The organism is Paenibacillus koleovorans NBRC 103111 (assembly GCF_004000845.1).
Classification (GTDB): Bacteria; Bacillota; Bacilli; order Paenibacillales; family NBRC-103111; genus Paenibacillus_AA; species Paenibacillus_AA koleovorans.
Genome location: NZ_BIMA01000054.1, coordinates 13797 through 29410 on the forward strand (window position 1 = coordinate 13797; position 15614 = coordinate 29410).

The 15614-nt window shown below is 51.6% G+C and carries 11 protein-coding genes; 6 read left to right on the plus strand and 5 right to left on the minus strand.

The features are described 5' to 3' along the window. The first annotated feature begins 100 nt into the window (after positions 1-100). Positions 101-1057 (plus strand): sigma-70 family RNA polymerase sigma factor, encoded by a 957-nt coding sequence (locus PKO02S_RS18145; protein WP_127585260.1) that lies wholly within the window; start codon positions 101-103, stop codon positions 1055-1057. A 142-nt stretch (positions 1058-1199) separates the two neighbouring features. On the opposite strand, the gene PKO02S_RS18150 is transcribed toward PKO02S_RS18145, so the two are convergent. Both PKO02S_RS18150 and PKO02S_RS18155 read right to left on the minus strand, forming a co-directional pair. Beyond that, complete coding sequence (locus PKO02S_RS18150) at positions 1200-1616, minus strand: VOC family protein (protein ID WP_127585261.1); 417 nt, start codon at positions 1614-1616, stop codon at positions 1200-1202. A 351-nt stretch (positions 1617-1967) separates the two neighbouring features. Then, complete coding sequence (locus tag PKO02S_RS18155; protein WP_127585262.1) at positions 1968-4073, minus strand: transglycosylase domain-containing protein; 2106 nt, start codon at positions 4071-4073, stop codon at positions 1968-1970. 259 nt (positions 4074-4332) lie between these two features. Here PKO02S_RS18155 and PKO02S_RS18160 point away from each other — a divergent pair, with 259 nt between their 5' ends. Together PKO02S_RS18160 and PKO02S_RS18165 are read left to right on the plus strand one after the other, a co-directional pair. Beyond that, complete coding sequence (locus PKO02S_RS18160) at positions 4333-4893, plus strand: dihydrofolate reductase family protein (protein ID WP_127585263.1); 561 nt, start codon at positions 4333-4335, stop codon at positions 4891-4893. Between the two features lie 253 nt (positions 4894-5146). Next, positions 5147-5704 (plus strand): DUF4234 domain-containing protein, encoded by a 558-nt coding sequence (locus PKO02S_RS18165; protein ID WP_127585264.1) that lies wholly within the window; start codon positions 5147-5149, stop codon positions 5702-5704. Positions 5705-6565: 861 nt separating this feature from the next. Here PKO02S_RS18165 and PKO02S_RS32440 read toward each other — a convergent pair. Together PKO02S_RS32440 and PKO02S_RS18170 are read right to left on the minus strand one after the other, a co-directional pair. Continuing rightward, positions 6566-6727 carry a hypothetical protein gene (locus PKO02S_RS32440; protein ID WP_164821528.1) on the minus strand — a complete coding sequence of 54 codons (162 nt, stop codon included), beginning with the start codon at positions 6725-6727 and terminating at the stop codon, positions 6566-6568. Positions 6728-6754: 27 nt separating this feature from the next. Next, a complete protein-coding gene (locus tag PKO02S_RS18170) occupies positions 6755-7117 on the minus strand; it encodes a carbon-nitrogen hydrolase family protein (RefSeq protein ID WP_164821529.1) in 363 nt (120 codons plus the stop codon). A gap of 265 nt (positions 7118-7382) precedes the next feature. Between PKO02S_RS18170 and PKO02S_RS18175 the strand changes: the two genes are divergently transcribed. From PKO02S_RS18175 to PKO02S_RS18185, 3 genes are all read left to right on the plus strand, one after another. Next, positions 7383-10454, plus strand: a complete 3072-nt coding sequence (locus tag PKO02S_RS18175; RefSeq protein ID WP_164821530.1) for a LamG domain-containing protein — start codon at positions 7383-7385, stop codon at positions 10452-10454. Between the two features lie 820 nt (positions 10455-11274). Then, a complete protein-coding gene (locus tag PKO02S_RS18180) occupies positions 11275-12690 on the plus strand; it encodes a sialate O-acetylesterase (RefSeq protein ID WP_127585267.1) in 1416 nt (471 codons plus the stop codon). A gap of 81 nt (positions 12691-12771) precedes the next feature. Next, a complete protein-coding gene (locus tag PKO02S_RS18185; protein WP_127585268.1) occupies positions 12772-14649 on the plus strand; it encodes an ADP-ribosylglycohydrolase family protein in 1878 nt (625 codons plus the stop codon). A 41-nt stretch (positions 14650-14690) separates the two neighbouring features. On the opposite strand, the gene PKO02S_RS18190 is transcribed toward PKO02S_RS18185, so the two are convergent. After that, positions 14691-15599 carry a helix-turn-helix domain-containing protein gene (locus PKO02S_RS18190; RefSeq protein ID WP_164821531.1) on the minus strand — a complete coding sequence of 303 codons (909 nt, stop codon included), beginning with the start codon at positions 15597-15599 and terminating at the stop codon, positions 14691-14693. Positions 15600-15614: the final 15 nt, after the last annotated feature.

Here is a 15614-nt window from a genome sequence, read left to right on the forward strand (position 1 = left end):
TTGATCGCCCACATATGGCCATCCAAGCTATTGAGGCTGTCCGCTTCATTGCTTATAATGAAAGTACCGCCCTTCGGGGAGATTGTTAAGGGAGGCCGCGATGAACGAGACCGCATTTGACGAACCATTATTTGCAAGCTTGAAGCCGGGCTTAACCTCGTTCTGTTACCGAATGCTAGGCTCCATGGACGATGCGGATGATGCCGTTCAGGAAACGAGTATTCGGGTCTGGCAGAGCTGGAGCACGTTCAGACAGGATTCCTCGTTCAAAACTTGGGTCTATCGGATTGCCTCCAACCTGTGCTTGGACAAGCTGAGACAATCCAAACGCCGCGCGCTTCCCGTTGACCTGTTCGATCCGGCCGTCGCCATCGTCGTGCCGCGCGACACGCTGCCGGACTCTGCCTGGATCTGGCCGTCTCCCGACTTTGGGGGCAATCCGGAGGATCGGCTCGTCCGCAGAGATACCCTTCAACTGTGCTTCATCGCTCTCCTGCAGACCTTGCCTCCGCGGCAGCGCGCGGTACTCATTTTGAAGGATGTATTTGAATGGTCCTCCAAGCAGATCGCGGAAACGTTGGCGATGTCGCCGGCAGCGGTGAACAGCGCCTTGCAAAGAGCCCGAGAGACGATGGACCGGGCGCAGCTTCGCTCGGATGAGCTCAGCAGCATGGATGTTCAACCGGAGCAGCAGCTGCTGTCCCGGTATGTGGAGGCCTTCGAGCAATTCGATATTGCTGCGCTCGTCGCGTTGTTCCACGAGGAAGGCTGCATGTCGATGCCGCCCTTCGAGATGTGGATCCGCGGCAAGGAAGATTTGTCCGCCTTCTATTCGCTTACCCGTTGGCATTGCGAAGGTTCGCGATTGGTACCCATTACGGTGAATGGCGGTTATCCGGCGTTGGCCCAGTATATGCCGGGCAAACAGGGCTCTGGCCTGGTCCCCTGGGGCATCCACGTCATCGAAACCAAAGAAAATCAAATCCTGCACGTTCAAAACTTCATTCATACGCCATTATTTTCGCGATTTGGGCTGCCTGAGCGAATGGACCGATGAATTTCGTCATTGGCTTACGTCTATGCAAACCGTCATACAAGTCACTGTCGAGAAGGGACCGAATCATCGCGAAGAAGACGCCGGAGAAGATGCCCGGCGTCTTTCTTTTTGAAACCTAGTACGAGCGTGATCTCCGTTAGCCTTAACCTTGTGCCGCATCCATGTTCATGTAGTTAACGGCCCACAGATGGCCGTCCAAGTCCACGAAGCCCCAATGATACATGGACCCATAATCTTCAGGTTCAGCGTGCAATTTCCCTCCCAAGGAGACCGCGGTATTCACGATTTCATCGACCTTTTCCCGGCTCTCGAAGGCCAATGCGATCGTCATCTGCGCATACTTGCTCGTATCGACGGATTCCTTCTCCGTGAGCGTATTAAAGAATGCTTGATTGATCAGCATGACCTGCAGGTTGTTGCCGATCACGATGGCTACCGAATTCTCGTTATCGGGGAATTGCGGGTTGAGCTCGAATCCGAGTCCGGTGAAGAACACTTTCGATTGTTCTACGTTTTTTACAGGTAGGTTGAAGCTTGTGAATGCGGACGTTAATGCCATTTTCAAAACACCTCTTCGTCAAATTAGTTTGTATTCATTTATGCCTTCGTTTATATAGACGACAGCCGATCCGGGAATTCATCGGTCTCATGGATTCGGAAGCGTAAATTTTGGACGATTCGTTTGTGCGCGGCATGACTGCGCGTCAAATCGTCAAAATTCTGCGCGAAGCAGGCACGACCGAAGTACATATGCGGATTGCCTCGCCGCCTACTATGTTTCTAATTTATTTGTTACGTTAACGGGTGACGATAGTTCCATCAAACTGCCAGGACGAGGCTGCCGTTATGATCGGCGGCCTCGTCAAGCGATCGAGCTCTGGAAGGCTGCCCGCTTGCTTCGTATCGAATGTCAATCGTCTTCATCGTTGCGGTTTTTCGCTTTCTCGTTCTTCTTGCCGCGATCCTCATGCTTGTCTTCCGGTTTGCCTTTGTTTTTCTCTTTCTCTTTCTCTTTTTCTTTCTCTTTCTCTTTCACTTTCACTTTAGATGATGCGTTTCCTTGGCCTTTGGATCCGTTCGGGTTTGTCGTCACTGGCGTCTTGAACGCCGTGACCGGGCTGTCTTTCAGCGAGAGTTGCATCATTTCGCGGAACACAAGCGCCGGGTTGTAGCCGCCAGACGTCGACAAGTAGTGGGTCTTGTCGGTATGGTCGTAGCCGATCCAGACTGCTCCGGCGAGCTCCGGGGTGTAGCCCGCAAACCAAGCGTCCTTGGCTCCGTCCGCGACACCGGCGAACTCAGGGGTGTCCGGCAATTGCGTCGTACCGGTTTTCCCGGCGACCGGACGGTTCATCGCGGCGTTCGTCGCCGTCCCGCGTTTGACATTGTCCGCTAAAATTTCGGTCATCCGGTAGGCGGTGGCTTCCGACATCACCCGGACACTCTGAGGCTTCGCTTCCGCCAGCACATGTCCGTCGGCGTCGATGACTCGGGTGATCGTATGGCCGGTGTTCAAAGATCCCCCGTTCGCGAAGGCGCCATACGCTTGCGCCATCTCCAGCGGCGAGACGCCTACCTCCATCCCGCCGAGCGCCAAGCCCAGATTGGAGTCGTTCGGCGTGAACGGGATGCCCAGCTTGCCGGCGAACGACTTGCCGGTCTCGAGCCCGATTTCATTCAACAGCCATACGGCAGGAATGTTCCACGAGCGGAGGATGGCTTCCCTCAGCGACACTTGCCCTCGTGTGGAGCGATCCCAGTCCGTCGGCTTGTAGCCGTTAATATTGAGCGGTCCGTCGTACAATAGTGCTTCCGGGGTATACCCACGTTCGAGCGCCGGTCCGTACACGATAAGCGGCTTGATCGTAGAGCCGGGCTGCCGTTTCAGCTGCGTCGCGTGGTTGAACCCTCGGTATACGTGCTCTCCGCGGTTACCGACGATTCCGCGCACCCCGCCCGTAGCAGGATCCAGGATGACGGCCCCGCTCTGGATGAGCTGATCCGGTGCGCTCTTCGGGAACAGGTCGTCACGCCGGTAGACGGACTCCATCGCTTCCTGAACCTTCGGATCAAGCTCGGTCTCGATGCGCATGCCGCCGGCAAGCAGCTGCCGCTCCGTAAGCCCGTATCGTGCGATCGCCTCTTCGATCACGGCGTCCATGTACGACGGGTATTGGCCGCGTAGCCCGGGCTCGGCTTGGGTCGCGAGCAGGACGGGACTCGCCTTGGCAGCGGTCGTTTCCTCTTCGGTGACATAGCCAGCCTCCCGCATCAGGTCAAGCACGAGGTTGCGCCGTTCCACCGCCAAATCCATGTTCTTGAACGGCGAATATCGGCTCGGCGCCTTCGGCAAGGCGGCGAGCATGGCGCTCTCGGCCAAATTCAACTCGGACACCGGCTTGCCGAAATACCGTTTTGCCGCCTGCCCGATGCCCCACTGCCCCTCGCCGAAGTAAATCTGGTTCAAATACATTTCCAGGATGCGGTCCTTATCATAAGTAGCTTCGATCTTCATCGCATATGCGGCTTCCGTCAGCTTGCGGCTGAATGTTTTTTCCTTGGTCAGGAATAAGTTTTTGGCGAGCTGCTGCGTGATCGTGCTGCCGCCTTCGCTCAGTCCGCCCTCTTGCACGTTGCGAAGCGCGGCCCGCATAATGCCGAACGCATCCACACCGGAGTGGTCGTAGAACCGTCGGTCCTCGACGGCCACGACCGCTTGTCGCAGCGTCTGCGGGATGCTCTCGAGCGGGACGGGGACGATTCGCGAGGAAGACATCTCCGAGGCCGGCTTGCCGTTCCGGTCGAGCAGTTGCGTCGGGGCGAGGAGCGGGTCAGCCAACTTCCCAATGTCGAGTGACCGGATCCAGAGCCCGCCGGCCGCCAGCGTCCCCAGCAGGACCACGCCTGCGACGAGCAGAGCCAGCTTTTTGTTCACCCGTAGCTTCGGCCGGACCCGCTTCTTCAGCGATTCGAACGGGCGCAGGCCGCCGGGCAGCGCTTGCGTCGGTTTATTCATCTCTAGTTCCCCCTTGCACCACTATGCTAATCGCATTTTGGTACATAGTATTCGTGAGGCCATGTCGATAAAGGGGGGCTTTGGGATGTAGCGGGGTGGAGAGCCGTGTGCCCGGCGGCAACTGCTTCATTTTCATTAAGCTATAGGGCAGAAAACTTCTAATATGTGTTACTATAAAAAAATGGATGTTTCTTTGTTCAACTTCAGATGGGTAGGCCTTAGTTACGTTGAAAACTGAAAATTGGAGGCTGTTATTGAAATGACTAAGCTGATCTATTCTGCTAACGTATCTTTGGACGGTTACATGGAGGACGAGCGCGGCAATCTCGATTGGGGGATCTCCGATGACGAGACGTATGCGTTCTGGACTGACTTCCAGCGGACGATTGGCACTTGCCTATACGGGCGTCGAATGTACGAGTCGATGGTGTACTGGGAGACTGCGAACATCAGCGGCGGCCAACCGGGGGTAATGCGGGAATTCGCGGAGAGCTGGAGAGCGGCTGAGAAGATCGTGTATTCTCGGACGCTTCAGTCGGCCTTAAGCGCCAGAACTAGGATCGAGCGCGAATTCGATCCTGATGCGATTCGGAGGCTGAAGGAGTCTTCAGAAGCCGACATTTCGATTGGCGGCCCCGAGCTTGCTGGGCAGGCGATGAGCGAAGGACTGATTGACGAGTGTCATCTGCTTGTTAATCCGATCAGCTTAGGTGGGGGTAAGCGAGCATTGCCGAACAACCTCCGCATGCGGCTCGAGCTGCTCGGTGAGCGCCGCTTCCGAACCGGCGTGGTTCATCTTCACTACCGCGTGATCGTCTGACCGCGATGCTAGAGTGAAATTCAGGAGTTACGCTTTCGATGCAGTTTAGTACGAATGATGGCCGTCCTTATTAAGGGTTCTCCGATTGCTGCGGCGATTAGAGGATTCCTTTTTTTGTAGAATGCATTTTTTAAAAATTGAGATTGCGAGGCAGGATAATACAGTACATCGTGGAATATATTGGGGTGCCAATTTAGTATAAGAAGACGCTATTTTATTGAAATTGGTTTTTTATGATGCGGAGGAAATGCAATTGACTAACCTACAAATACAACAAGAATTATCCACTGAGAGATCATTTCAACCACCATATTCAAATGTTCAACCCGTATGGCACTTGATTTTACTTACTGTGCTTACATTTGGGTTGTATCAAATGGTATGGATTTATAAAACGTGGAAACAGTTATGTAAACATAACAATTGGAATATTAACTATGTATTTAGAACAGTATTCACATTCATTCCCATCATTGGTTTTATTATTGTACCTAGCATGTTTAAGCGTATCAAAATGCTTTTGAAACAAAAGGAAATAGAATTAAGGATCTATCCTGTTCCTTTTATGTTAACTTTTTATGTTCTAAACGCGCTGTTCAGACTGCCAAGTCAATATTGGCTTTTGGGATTTTTGTCCATTATTCCGATTGCATACACCCAATATGGACTAAATATTTATTGGAGAAAAGAACAAATGAATCATGTTGTTATTAGCAGATTCACTAAAAGACAGTGGATTCTTATAACGCTAGGTTCATTGCTTTGGATTCTTACATTAATTGGGATGTTTGGAGAGCAAGAAGGGGAATAGTGGCTGTTTAATTATTTGTCAGAATGAGAGATTTGTTACGCTAATGGAAGCCGGCATACAAGACGAATGCGTTGTCCTTAGGAAGCAATCGCAGAAATAAACGTCATTAAAGTAACGGGTGACGTACTAGTAAGGAGCGGTGTGTTTGAAGAAATCAATAATTTTTCTAAGATTGATAATGGGTGCTTTAATATTCGCTCTTTCTTTTTATATACCAGCAGAGTCACTTTTACTTAGATTACTGATATTTATTATAATTTCTTTATTAACTACACATTTCGTTGCCAATAAAACTAAAAATTTTTATGGTCAGTTTATTGGTGTAAGTGTGTTTATTGTTTTCTTTGGCATGATCCTATTTATTCCGATTGTCTTAACCAAGGCTGTCATTATTAATTTTTTTAAGTAATGAATGATAAGTATCTCAATTGCAAAAGGGGGATCATGCGACATTAGCAAGCGCTCACATTTTGTGGGCATCTGAAATCTTATCAATGAATCAGCATGCACATTTTTATACAAAGAGTGGACTTTTGACTGCGCAAATGAAAGGTTCATGGATTCAACTTAATTTTCCTACAGAACCTGTGATCGATAGTGAATATCCATCTGTACTACTCGAAGCATTAAATATTGATCCTATATATGTCGGGCGTAACAGATTCGATTAATAAATGACAGAGTTTTACTGTCAGGACAAGCAATAACGATTATGAAAAGTGAGTTATTAGTGTAGAGCCCCCCATCATTCAGTTAGCAAGTGTTAACCTAATGGAAACGATAGTTTAATCATGACAAGACGGCAGCCGATCACGCGAATGGCTGCCGTTGTCCGTTGTAGTAACGAATAACTTGAAGAGTTCAGTCCGGCAGCAGCGTACCATCGAAACGTCTCGCAAAAAGCAGCGTCGCTTGGTTTGGGTCGATTTCGTGAACGAGCAGCCCTTCTTCCCCATAGGGAACATAATCGAGCAGTCTGCTTTGCGGGTCGATGAGCGAGGTAGCCGACGCTTGATAGTCCATGGCGACGTTGACGCTAGCAAAATAGATCTAATTCTCGCCGGCTCTGCACACCATTGCCTTCTCGAAAAACAAAGTCCCCCAGTTTTCAAGCTTGACCTGTCCGTTATGTTTCCCAGTCCATTGGGGCTGGAACACGATCTTCGCCCCGCGTACAGCCGCCCATCGGACCGTTTCCGGATAACGCCAGCCCTCGTGGCAAATCGAAATTCCGAATGGGATCCCTTTCACATGAAATATGCTTCTTGTCCCATCCGGTATATATTGATCCGACTCTCCACCTGGAGGAATATGATTTTTCGTCTGGTACCCTAGCACAGCGCCTTCATCCGAGATGACATAAGCACGGTTGTGGAACTGATGTAGTAAAGAAGCGAGCGCGATTTTTAGCATGCCTCTCCCTCTTTTCAGGATATTTATTTTGTAGCGGCAATTTTCTACATATATGATTCGATCCGCTCCCAATGGACTCCTTTTGCCAACCCGACTGCAAGCTGAAAATGCAAACATGTGACAATCGTGATCAATGTGCTAACGATCGTGACATCGTGAAACCCATTATCGTGATAAGCTTGTCGTGCAATATTAAGCGCTTACATTCCGGTTGGGAGGTTTGATCATGAAAGGTTGCAGCAATAATATTAAAGGAGTGAAAAGGATGTCAGGGATTCGTTACCCAAACAGGAATACAGCCTATTTGTTCCTTTTCATCGTGTTGCTGATCGGGTTGTTTTGCTGGGGGCTGCCAGGTACGGTTCATGCGAACAATACGACGTATTACGTGAACAATGCAAGTGGTTCAAACTGCAACGACGCCGGAGCCGGCACATCAAGCTCAGCACCATGGTGCGGATTTACCCCAGTGAATGCCATGACTTTTCAACCTGGCGACCAGTTGCTTCTAGCGCGCGGAGCCGTCTGGGACGAGTTGATGGAGCTGCGTGGATCGGGAACGTCCGGTTCCTGGATCACATTGGATGCGTACGGCAGCGGCAGCAAGCCGAAAATCGAACGCAGCCATCATATGGATGACCGCACATTGCATATGTTCGACACTTCGTATTGGAAGGTCAATAATCTGGAAATCGCCAATGCCGGCGACGGCATCCGGGTCAAGTATACGACACTTGGCAACGAAGGCTTGTATTTTGACAACTTGTATATTCACGATATCGATCTGGTTGCCAACAGAAGTCCGCTTGCCTTCGACAGCATCTATTATTCGACGGGAATTCACATTATAGGCTCTTCAGCACCGTTCCCATCCCCTTCACAGTGGGTGCTTCGCGATATTCGTATTACGAACAGTGAGATCGGATACACGACAGCGCCGATTACACTGGAGAGCCAACAGAAGTCCAGCAACGAAATGAGTCCCAACGCGTTCGTCGACGTCGCCCTGCTCAACTTGAACATACATCACGCAAAGGGACCGTTGAGTCTGATGAACATAACAAACGGCAGATTGATCGATTCCGTTTTCGATTCACTGGGAACGGTGTATTTACCTCAAGGCACAACGGGGATATTCCAGTGGAAAACCGAAAATTTCACTTATGCCAACAATACGTTCAATCATGTACCGAACACCGGCTCGTCGGATGAAACGATGATCGATTTGGAGGGGTATACGAACAACACGCAATTTTATAGCAATTACCTCTCCAATACGGACGGCCCGGGTATCGAATTTCTCCAGCTTGGGAGCGGTAACCCTCCGCGCAATCCGGCACTCGACCATAACACGAACAATACGCTGACCGGCAATGTATTCGTCTCCAACAACTACGCGCTCAAGACGATCAGCACTTCGAGCGTGCCAACCGGGACTTTGACGGATAATTTCTACTACGAGCCGGGAACGGGGCTGACGACAGGCACATTCACCGGATTCACGCAAACGAACAATCGGAGTGTCGCGAGCAGCAATGATCTTTTCAACGCCGCCAAACAGTTCGGAACAACGCAAGGGACGAATGGGTGGTCCTACCAGTTGTACAACGGTTCGAGCTATTCGAACCTGTCGTACGATGCAGCGAACGGCTGGTGGGGAACCTCCGGGGGCTATGTAACGCGCTTCAACACGTTCCCGAATGCGACGTCGTCGAACTGGCTCGCAAGGGCTTGGACTGCACCTGATCAGGGCACGATCAGCATTCGCGGGCGCGTGCTCAAAAACGATGTCGGTGGCGGAGACGGCGTATTGGCGCGCATTACGAAGAACGGAACGGTTATTTGGCCCACTGGCGGTACGCCGCAAACCATCGCCTATAATGACGCTTCCGGCTACAATACGAACCTCGATACGATTTCGGTCGGGTCAGGTGATGTGATTCGCTTCGAAATAAACAACGGCGGCAGCGGCGGCATCGTTTCGGATGCCACCAGCTGGATGCCCAGCATCGTCTACACGTCGCGTATCAGTAGTACGAGCGGCCTGATGCTTCACTGGAAAATGAATGAATCGAGCGGCACAACCGCGGCGGACGCATCCGGCAACGGTTATACGGGAACAGTCGCGAATGGAGCACTTTGGGCTAGCGGTGTAGTTGGCAACGCGATTAGCTTGGACGGTACGAACGACTACGTATCCCGGGCGGACAGCTCATCGCAACCGCTGGACGGCATGAGCGCGATGACACTGTCGGCGTGGGTCAACTTCGCGCAGCTGCCGCCGACCGGCAAGTATGCGGTGGTGGCCGGCAAGGACATCTCCGGTGCTTCCTATCGGCTGACCGTAAATGCGAGCGGATCGCTCACATTTGCTGTAGCTACGGTGAACAACGGCTGGTATACGACAGGGACGACGGCCACAGCATCGACGCGACTTGCAGCCAACGCCTGGTATCTCGTCTCGGGCTCATACGATGGCACGGTTGTGCGGATTTACGTTAACGGTAAATTGGACGGTACTGGATCCTCCGCTATCTCAGGCGCCATTTTCAATAGCGCCTCCGATTTTCATGTCGGCAGAAGCTCAGCTGCCAATATCGATTATTTGAACGGTAAGGTTGACGAAGTGCGGCTCTATAACCGGGCGCTCTTGGAGAGCGAGCTGCTGCAATTGTACCGCAATGAGGGAGGCGTCGTCGGCGAGTGGAATTTGAACGAAACTAGCGGCACGGTAGCAGCCGATAAGGCGGTGGCCGGTAATAACGGTGCACTGATTGGCGGTCCGTCATGGACGGCCGGAAAAAGCGGCAATGCGATCCAGCTCGATGGCGTCAATAATTATGTGACTATCGCAGATCAAGCCGCTCTAGACGGTATGGCGGCGCTGACGATTTCGGCATGGGTTCATTTATCGCAAATGCCGGTTACCGGGAAGTACTTCGTACCTGTAGGGAAAGATTCGGCGGGAAGCAGTGAATCGTACCGGCTAGCGATCAGTCCGGGAGGAAGCGCCAGCTTAGCTGTCAAAACCGCGAATAACGGTTGGTATACGGCAGGGACCACCGCATCCTCACCGGCGGTAATCGGCACCGGTACATGGGTTCATCTAGTTGGCACCTATGACGGCACGACGGTAAAAATTTATCTCAACGGATCCTTGGCAGGAACCGGCGCGTCGGCGATTTCGGGCGTGATCTACAACGGAACTTCGCCGCTCCGTTTCGGTTATGGGTCTTCTTTCAACATCGCCTATACGAACGGCACTGTCGACGAAGTTCGAATTTACAACCGCGCCTTAAATGCGACGGAAGTGCTGGCGCTGTACGCGAGTTATTGATTGGCTTGGATGGAAAGTAATCTCAGCCTGAACGAACCTAATGGTAAACTGTCTTCATGAGGGGAAAAGCGGTTGCGCTTCGGCGCACCCGCTTTTTTTAATTCCAACAGCTGCCGTAACCCTCTTCCTACCATCCTCGCGCGCCAACTGTACTCTTTCGCAAGAGGACCTTATCGGATCGACTTCTGCCTCGTACTGACGAGTGATCCAACAAGATTTGTATGATAAGTAGGCTGAATGGTCGCCAGATGTAAGCTATCCTACAAGATTTGTATGATTACAGGGTAAATCGGTCTCCCCCTGCGTGCTATCCAACTATATTTGTATGATAACGAAGAAAAACGGTCGCCTTCTGCGTGCTATCCAACAAAAATTGTAAGGTGACGATTTAGGATATACGAATCATCGATTGGGTGTGTGGGAGCAGATGAGAATGAGATGATCAAGGTATCCATGACCTGGAGTAGTGACTCGCCCGATAAATAGCGATATGAAAACACCTTATTTGCTCGTCCGGCAGAATATTCGAAAGAATAACGATATAGGCATAGCGTTATTCTGACCTAGACGGCCAAATTCCGCTTCTTTTGATCGAAATAGCGATATTTTCTAGCGTTATTTTGAGCTGGGAAAGGCATTTGGGGCAAATAGCGTTATGGCAACCCCTTATTGGAACGGCATCGCGTACACTTGGCTCCATAATCAAAATTCTAATATTTTATTCGCTTCCTTCTTAGAATCTTGCATGGTATTGGTCGGCATGTATGCACTAGAATGACCCTATCGCACTTATTAAATTATCATTTACGAGGTGTCTCAAATGAATAGGAATCCGTTAGGTGTAATCATTACGTTGGGTCCGCAGTCTTGGGCCGTCGTGCAGCATGAGAACGGTTACGGCAGCATATCGCTTGCAGGTCGTTGGTCGCCGGTCGATCAGGAGGAACCGGAAGAGCCTATGGTTTACGTACGCATCGTGCGTGAAAACGACGGCGGGACAATCGTGCCGTGGCAGCGCTGCGACGAGATGCTGCCGGAGCGAGGCTGGCGCACGGAGTTGCGCGGCATACCGGTTGGCGGACTCTACCGGATCGAAACGAGTCTGCAGCCTGACAACCGCGTGAAGGACAACACATGGGCGCTGCGCGGCGACATGGTGCATCACGTCGCCGTTGGCGACTTGTATGTGATTGCTGGACAGAGCAATGCTGCAGGGTACGGCCGGGGACCGCACAACGACGCGCCGGAGCTCGGCATTCATCTGCTGCGGCACAGCGGCCGCTGGGATCTCGCGACCCATCCGTTCAACGAATCGACGAATTCGGTTCATCCCTTGAACCGGGAGACGCCGAACCCCGGACATTCCCCCTATCTCGCCTTCGCGAAGCAGGTGAAGCGTGAGACGGGCATGCCGATCGGGCTGCTCGTGACGGCGCTCGGCGGTTCGCCGCTGCGCAGGTGGAATACGGAAGAAGAGGGCGACTTGTACGACAACATGCTGCGCATTATCGGGGCCGCTGGAGGCAAAGTCAGGGGCATGCTGTGGTACCAGGGCGAAACCGATTGCATGAAAACGGATTGCTCTCAGACGTATTATGCGCGTTTTGTCCGTACAGTTGAACGGATGCGGTGCGATCTCGGCGACACGCTGCCAATATTCACCGTGCAGCTCAATCGATATACAGGGGCGCCTGGAACCGACGAGGACGACCGTGCGTGGGGTAGGGTGCGTGAGGCACAACGACATGTCGCCGCATCGATCGACAGGATCTACGTGGTACCGGCGCTCGATTGCATGCTGTCGGATCCGATTCACAACGGGCCCGAGGGCAATATGGTGCTCGGGGAACGATTGGCGAACGCGGCGTTGGCGGCGGTGTACGGGCGGCATGTTTCGCATCGTGCGCCTGATATCGCCGAGGCGACGTACGGCGAAACTGACCGCGAAGGCCTGCACACGATACGGCTGCGTTTTGCTAACGTAGGCGGCTGCTTGCAGCTGATCGGTGCTCAGCAGGAACGAGTATTCACAGTCGATGATGAGCAAGGCGCGGTGGAAGTAAAACGATGGCAAATGATCGGCCGCGACGAAATTGAGCTGACACTCGGCCGGGAAACAGTCGGAGCGGCTTATGTGAATGCGGCGTACGAAGCGAACCCGCCGGTTACCAAGCTGCCGGTCGATACGGCGACGTATTTGCCGATGCTTGCCTTTTACGGCGTGGCGGTGAGGTAACAGGACCGCGGCGGTTCCCGCCACCGGTATGGCCGGGCGGGAGGGCTTGGGGCGGTTTAAAAATATGAAGGAGGAGAACCGATGTCAACCGGGAAAACGAGTATTTTGAACGAGAAGGATTATTATAGAACGGTATATGGCGGGTGGTTGGGTAAAAACATAGGAGGTACGCTGGGAGAGCCGGTAGAGGGGCAGATGAAGCTCCTGAATCTGAGCTTTTACCCGAAACTGGGAGAGGGTCCGCTCCCTAATGATGATTTGGACCTGCAGCTCGTCAATCTTCACGCGCTAGAGCAGTATGGCCCTCTCCTAAACGCGCAGAAGTTAGGGCAGGAGTGGCTGGATCATGTGTTTTTTCCATTTGATGAATACGGCTACGCACTTACGAACATGAGAAGAGGGCTGATCCCTCCGGTGTCAGGCTGGTTCGGGAATCCCTTTACGAATTGCATGGGTTCGCCGATTCGCTCGGAAATTTGGGCCATGGTAGCGCCGGGTGCTCCTGAGGTGGCTGCCTATTACGCCTATCAGGATGCGATCGTGGATCATGCCGGTGGGGAAGGCGTATACGGAGAAGTGTTCTTTGCTACGATCGAGAGCGCTATTTTTGTAGAGAAGGACCGGGATAGGCTAATCCAAATCGGACTACGGAGTATTCCTGAACAATGTCGCACGGCTAAAGCGGTAAACGATTTATTGAGGTGGCATCGAGAAGGGCACGAATGGATAGAGGCCAGAAAGTTAATCCTGCAGCATCACGGTCATCCCAATTTTACGGATGCTCCGCAAAATATTGCTTTTACGATTCTCGGCTGGCTGTATGGGGAAGATTTCGAAGATGCCATCTTAAAGGCGGTCAATTGCGGTTACGATACGGACTGTACGGCAGCTACTCTTGGGGCAATACTCGGAATGCTTCACGGCGCGGAGGCCCTTCCAGCGAAGTGGGTAGAGCCGGTAGGGGATAGAATCGCGGTTAGCGCGGCTGTCAATGGTTTTCCTGCTCCTCTGCATCTGGAAGAATTGACTCGTCGGACGATCCGGATGGGAAAGCAAGTCCTGGCCGCATGGGATACAAGCATAATTGTCCACGATCAGCAGTCGACCGCTTGGAATCGGAGCGATCTCATGGAGCTGGTACAGCCTTGTTCAATAGAAGTTGCTGCTACTGAGAACAAGTATCTACTCCCGCCTCAATCTACGGCAGATCCGATGTTGGGATTAGCTATCGATTACGGGTACGAAGGTCCGGCTATCGGGTATGAAGCATCCAAAGAGCTTGCGATAACCTTGACTAACCGATCGAATGTTGCCTTGAGCGGGTCTATTTCACTTGAGCTTCCTGCGAACTGGACAGGGCCAAGGCCTGAAGAGGTTGAGATCGAGCTGAAGCCAGGTCAAAGTCAAGTCTGGAAGCCTACCATCCGGAATACTGGAGCTCTCGAGCCCTATTATCGCTTCGCTGCGGTATGGAGACGGCATCATGATGGCTCCTTCTGGTCGGAACATAGCACACCGTTCACACTCGTTTTGGCCTCAAAATGGACAATATGGGTTCCGGAAAATTCGGAGGCCAACCCTCTATTTTGTCCAACTAACCGGATTGCATGGGACAAACTATCGACAGTCCCAGGCGTTTACCGTGCCTCTACACGACTCTTGAATCCAACTGAACGCACGATTAAGCTTATCGCGGCATCCAACTCACCGATCACAGTAAGGCTTAACGGCGATATACTCATCCAGTGCGAGGAAACGATTGATTTTATGCCGGCTTATCATCGGGCCCCGCAGAGTCAATTTGCTCAGGTCGTAATTCCAGCCGGCGAACATATACTGGAGATCGAAGCGGTGAAGGGGGATACGAGTAGTCTCGAGGTTTATGTTTTGCCGGTTTCCACTAAGGAAACCAAGGCTCCGGGACCTAATTATTACATCACGGATATTCTGTTCTGCTAGGTGTAGAAACGAAAAACGGAAGCCGCTCCATCATGGAGCGGCTATTCGTCTTTCCGGTGAGCTTGACGATATCGGGAAGGGCTAACACCCTCCAGTTTCTTGAATACTTTACTGAAGTAATAAGGATCTTTGTAGCCCACATCGATCGCAATCTCATGGATATCCGTCGATCGATGGGCTAATAAATATTTGGCTCGTTGATTCCTTAACTGCTGTACATAGGTGATCATCGAGATGCCGGCATTTTTCTTGAACAATTGACACAAATACTCGTAACTGCGGTTCATCGCTTGCTCGATATCAGGTTTGCTGATCTCTCTATTGTAATGTTCATTTAAATAATTCACTAAGTGACGGTAAGTAAAATAGGAAGTGGAGAAAGAATCCATAACCTTATTCTGATATAAGAAGTCATCGGCGAGTTTCTCTATAATATGACCGAGATTCAACGATAATCGATAACGGAAATACCCTTTCGGTTGATCCATCTCCTGTAGCAGCTTCTCGAACATACTCAGCAGCTCGTAACATCTTCGAGGTTGAAACCGCTGAGGCAGGATCAGATGCTCTACATCCTCTTCGTCGGCGATCCGGAGCTCAGGATGCTTCACATCAATGCCGGATAGAGGCAATGGATTGGAGGAAACCGCTTGGAAACCTGGATGCGGGGTGAACTGAACCCAGAAGAACCCTGTCGAAGCGTTCAATTCCTGCCAGTTCTTGTGCCAGTCCCACGGCTCCAATAGCAAACACTCGCCTGACGACAGCAGCAGCTTTTGATTGGCAACCTGCAAATAAATAGGCCCCTCTGTAACCATGATCAGCTCATAATTGGGATTGCTGTTGCCCCATTCATGAAACTGATGGTTGCCGCCCTGGTGGAATCCAACCCATTTTACATCAAGCTTGGTTAATCTCGACATTCGAAAATATCGCATATAGCTCCCCATTTCACGATGCCTCAT

Coding starts and splice junctions, on each gene's coding strand:
- PKO02S_RS32440 (WP_164821528.1), bottom strand. CDS start 6,727: ATGGACTATCAAGCGTCGGCTACCTCGCTCATCGACCCGCAAAGCAGA.
- PKO02S_RS18155 (WP_127585262.1), bottom strand. CDS start 4,073: ATGAATAAACCGACGCAAGCGCTGCCCGGCGGCCTGCGCCCGTTCGAA.
- PKO02S_RS18180 (WP_127585267.1), top strand. CDS start 11,275: ATGAATAGGAATCCGTTAGGTGTAATCATTACGTTGGGTCCGCAGTCT.
- PKO02S_RS18170 (WP_164821529.1), bottom strand. CDS start 7,117: ATGCTAAAAATCGCGCTCGCTTCTTTACTACATCAGTTCCACAACCGT.
- PKO02S_RS18150 (WP_127585261.1), bottom strand. CDS start 1,616: ATGGCATTAACGTCCGCATTCACAAGCTTCAACCTACCTGTAAAAAAC.
- PKO02S_RS18185 (WP_127585268.1), top strand. CDS start 12,772: ATGTCAACCGGGAAAACGAGTATTTTGAACGAGAAGGATTATTATAGA.
- PKO02S_RS18145 (WP_127585260.1), top strand. CDS start 101: ATGAACGAGACCGCATTTGACGAACCATTATTTGCAAGCTTGAAGCCG.
- PKO02S_RS18190 (WP_164821531.1), bottom strand. CDS start 15,599: ATGGGGAGCTATATGCGATATTTTCGAATGTCGAGATTAACCAAGCTT.
- PKO02S_RS18175 (WP_164821530.1), top strand. CDS start 7,383: ATGTCAGGGATTCGTTACCCAAACAGGAATACAGCCTATTTGTTCCTT.
- PKO02S_RS18160 (WP_127585263.1), top strand. CDS start 4,333: ATGACTAAGCTGATCTATTCTGCTAACGTATCTTTGGACGGTTACATG.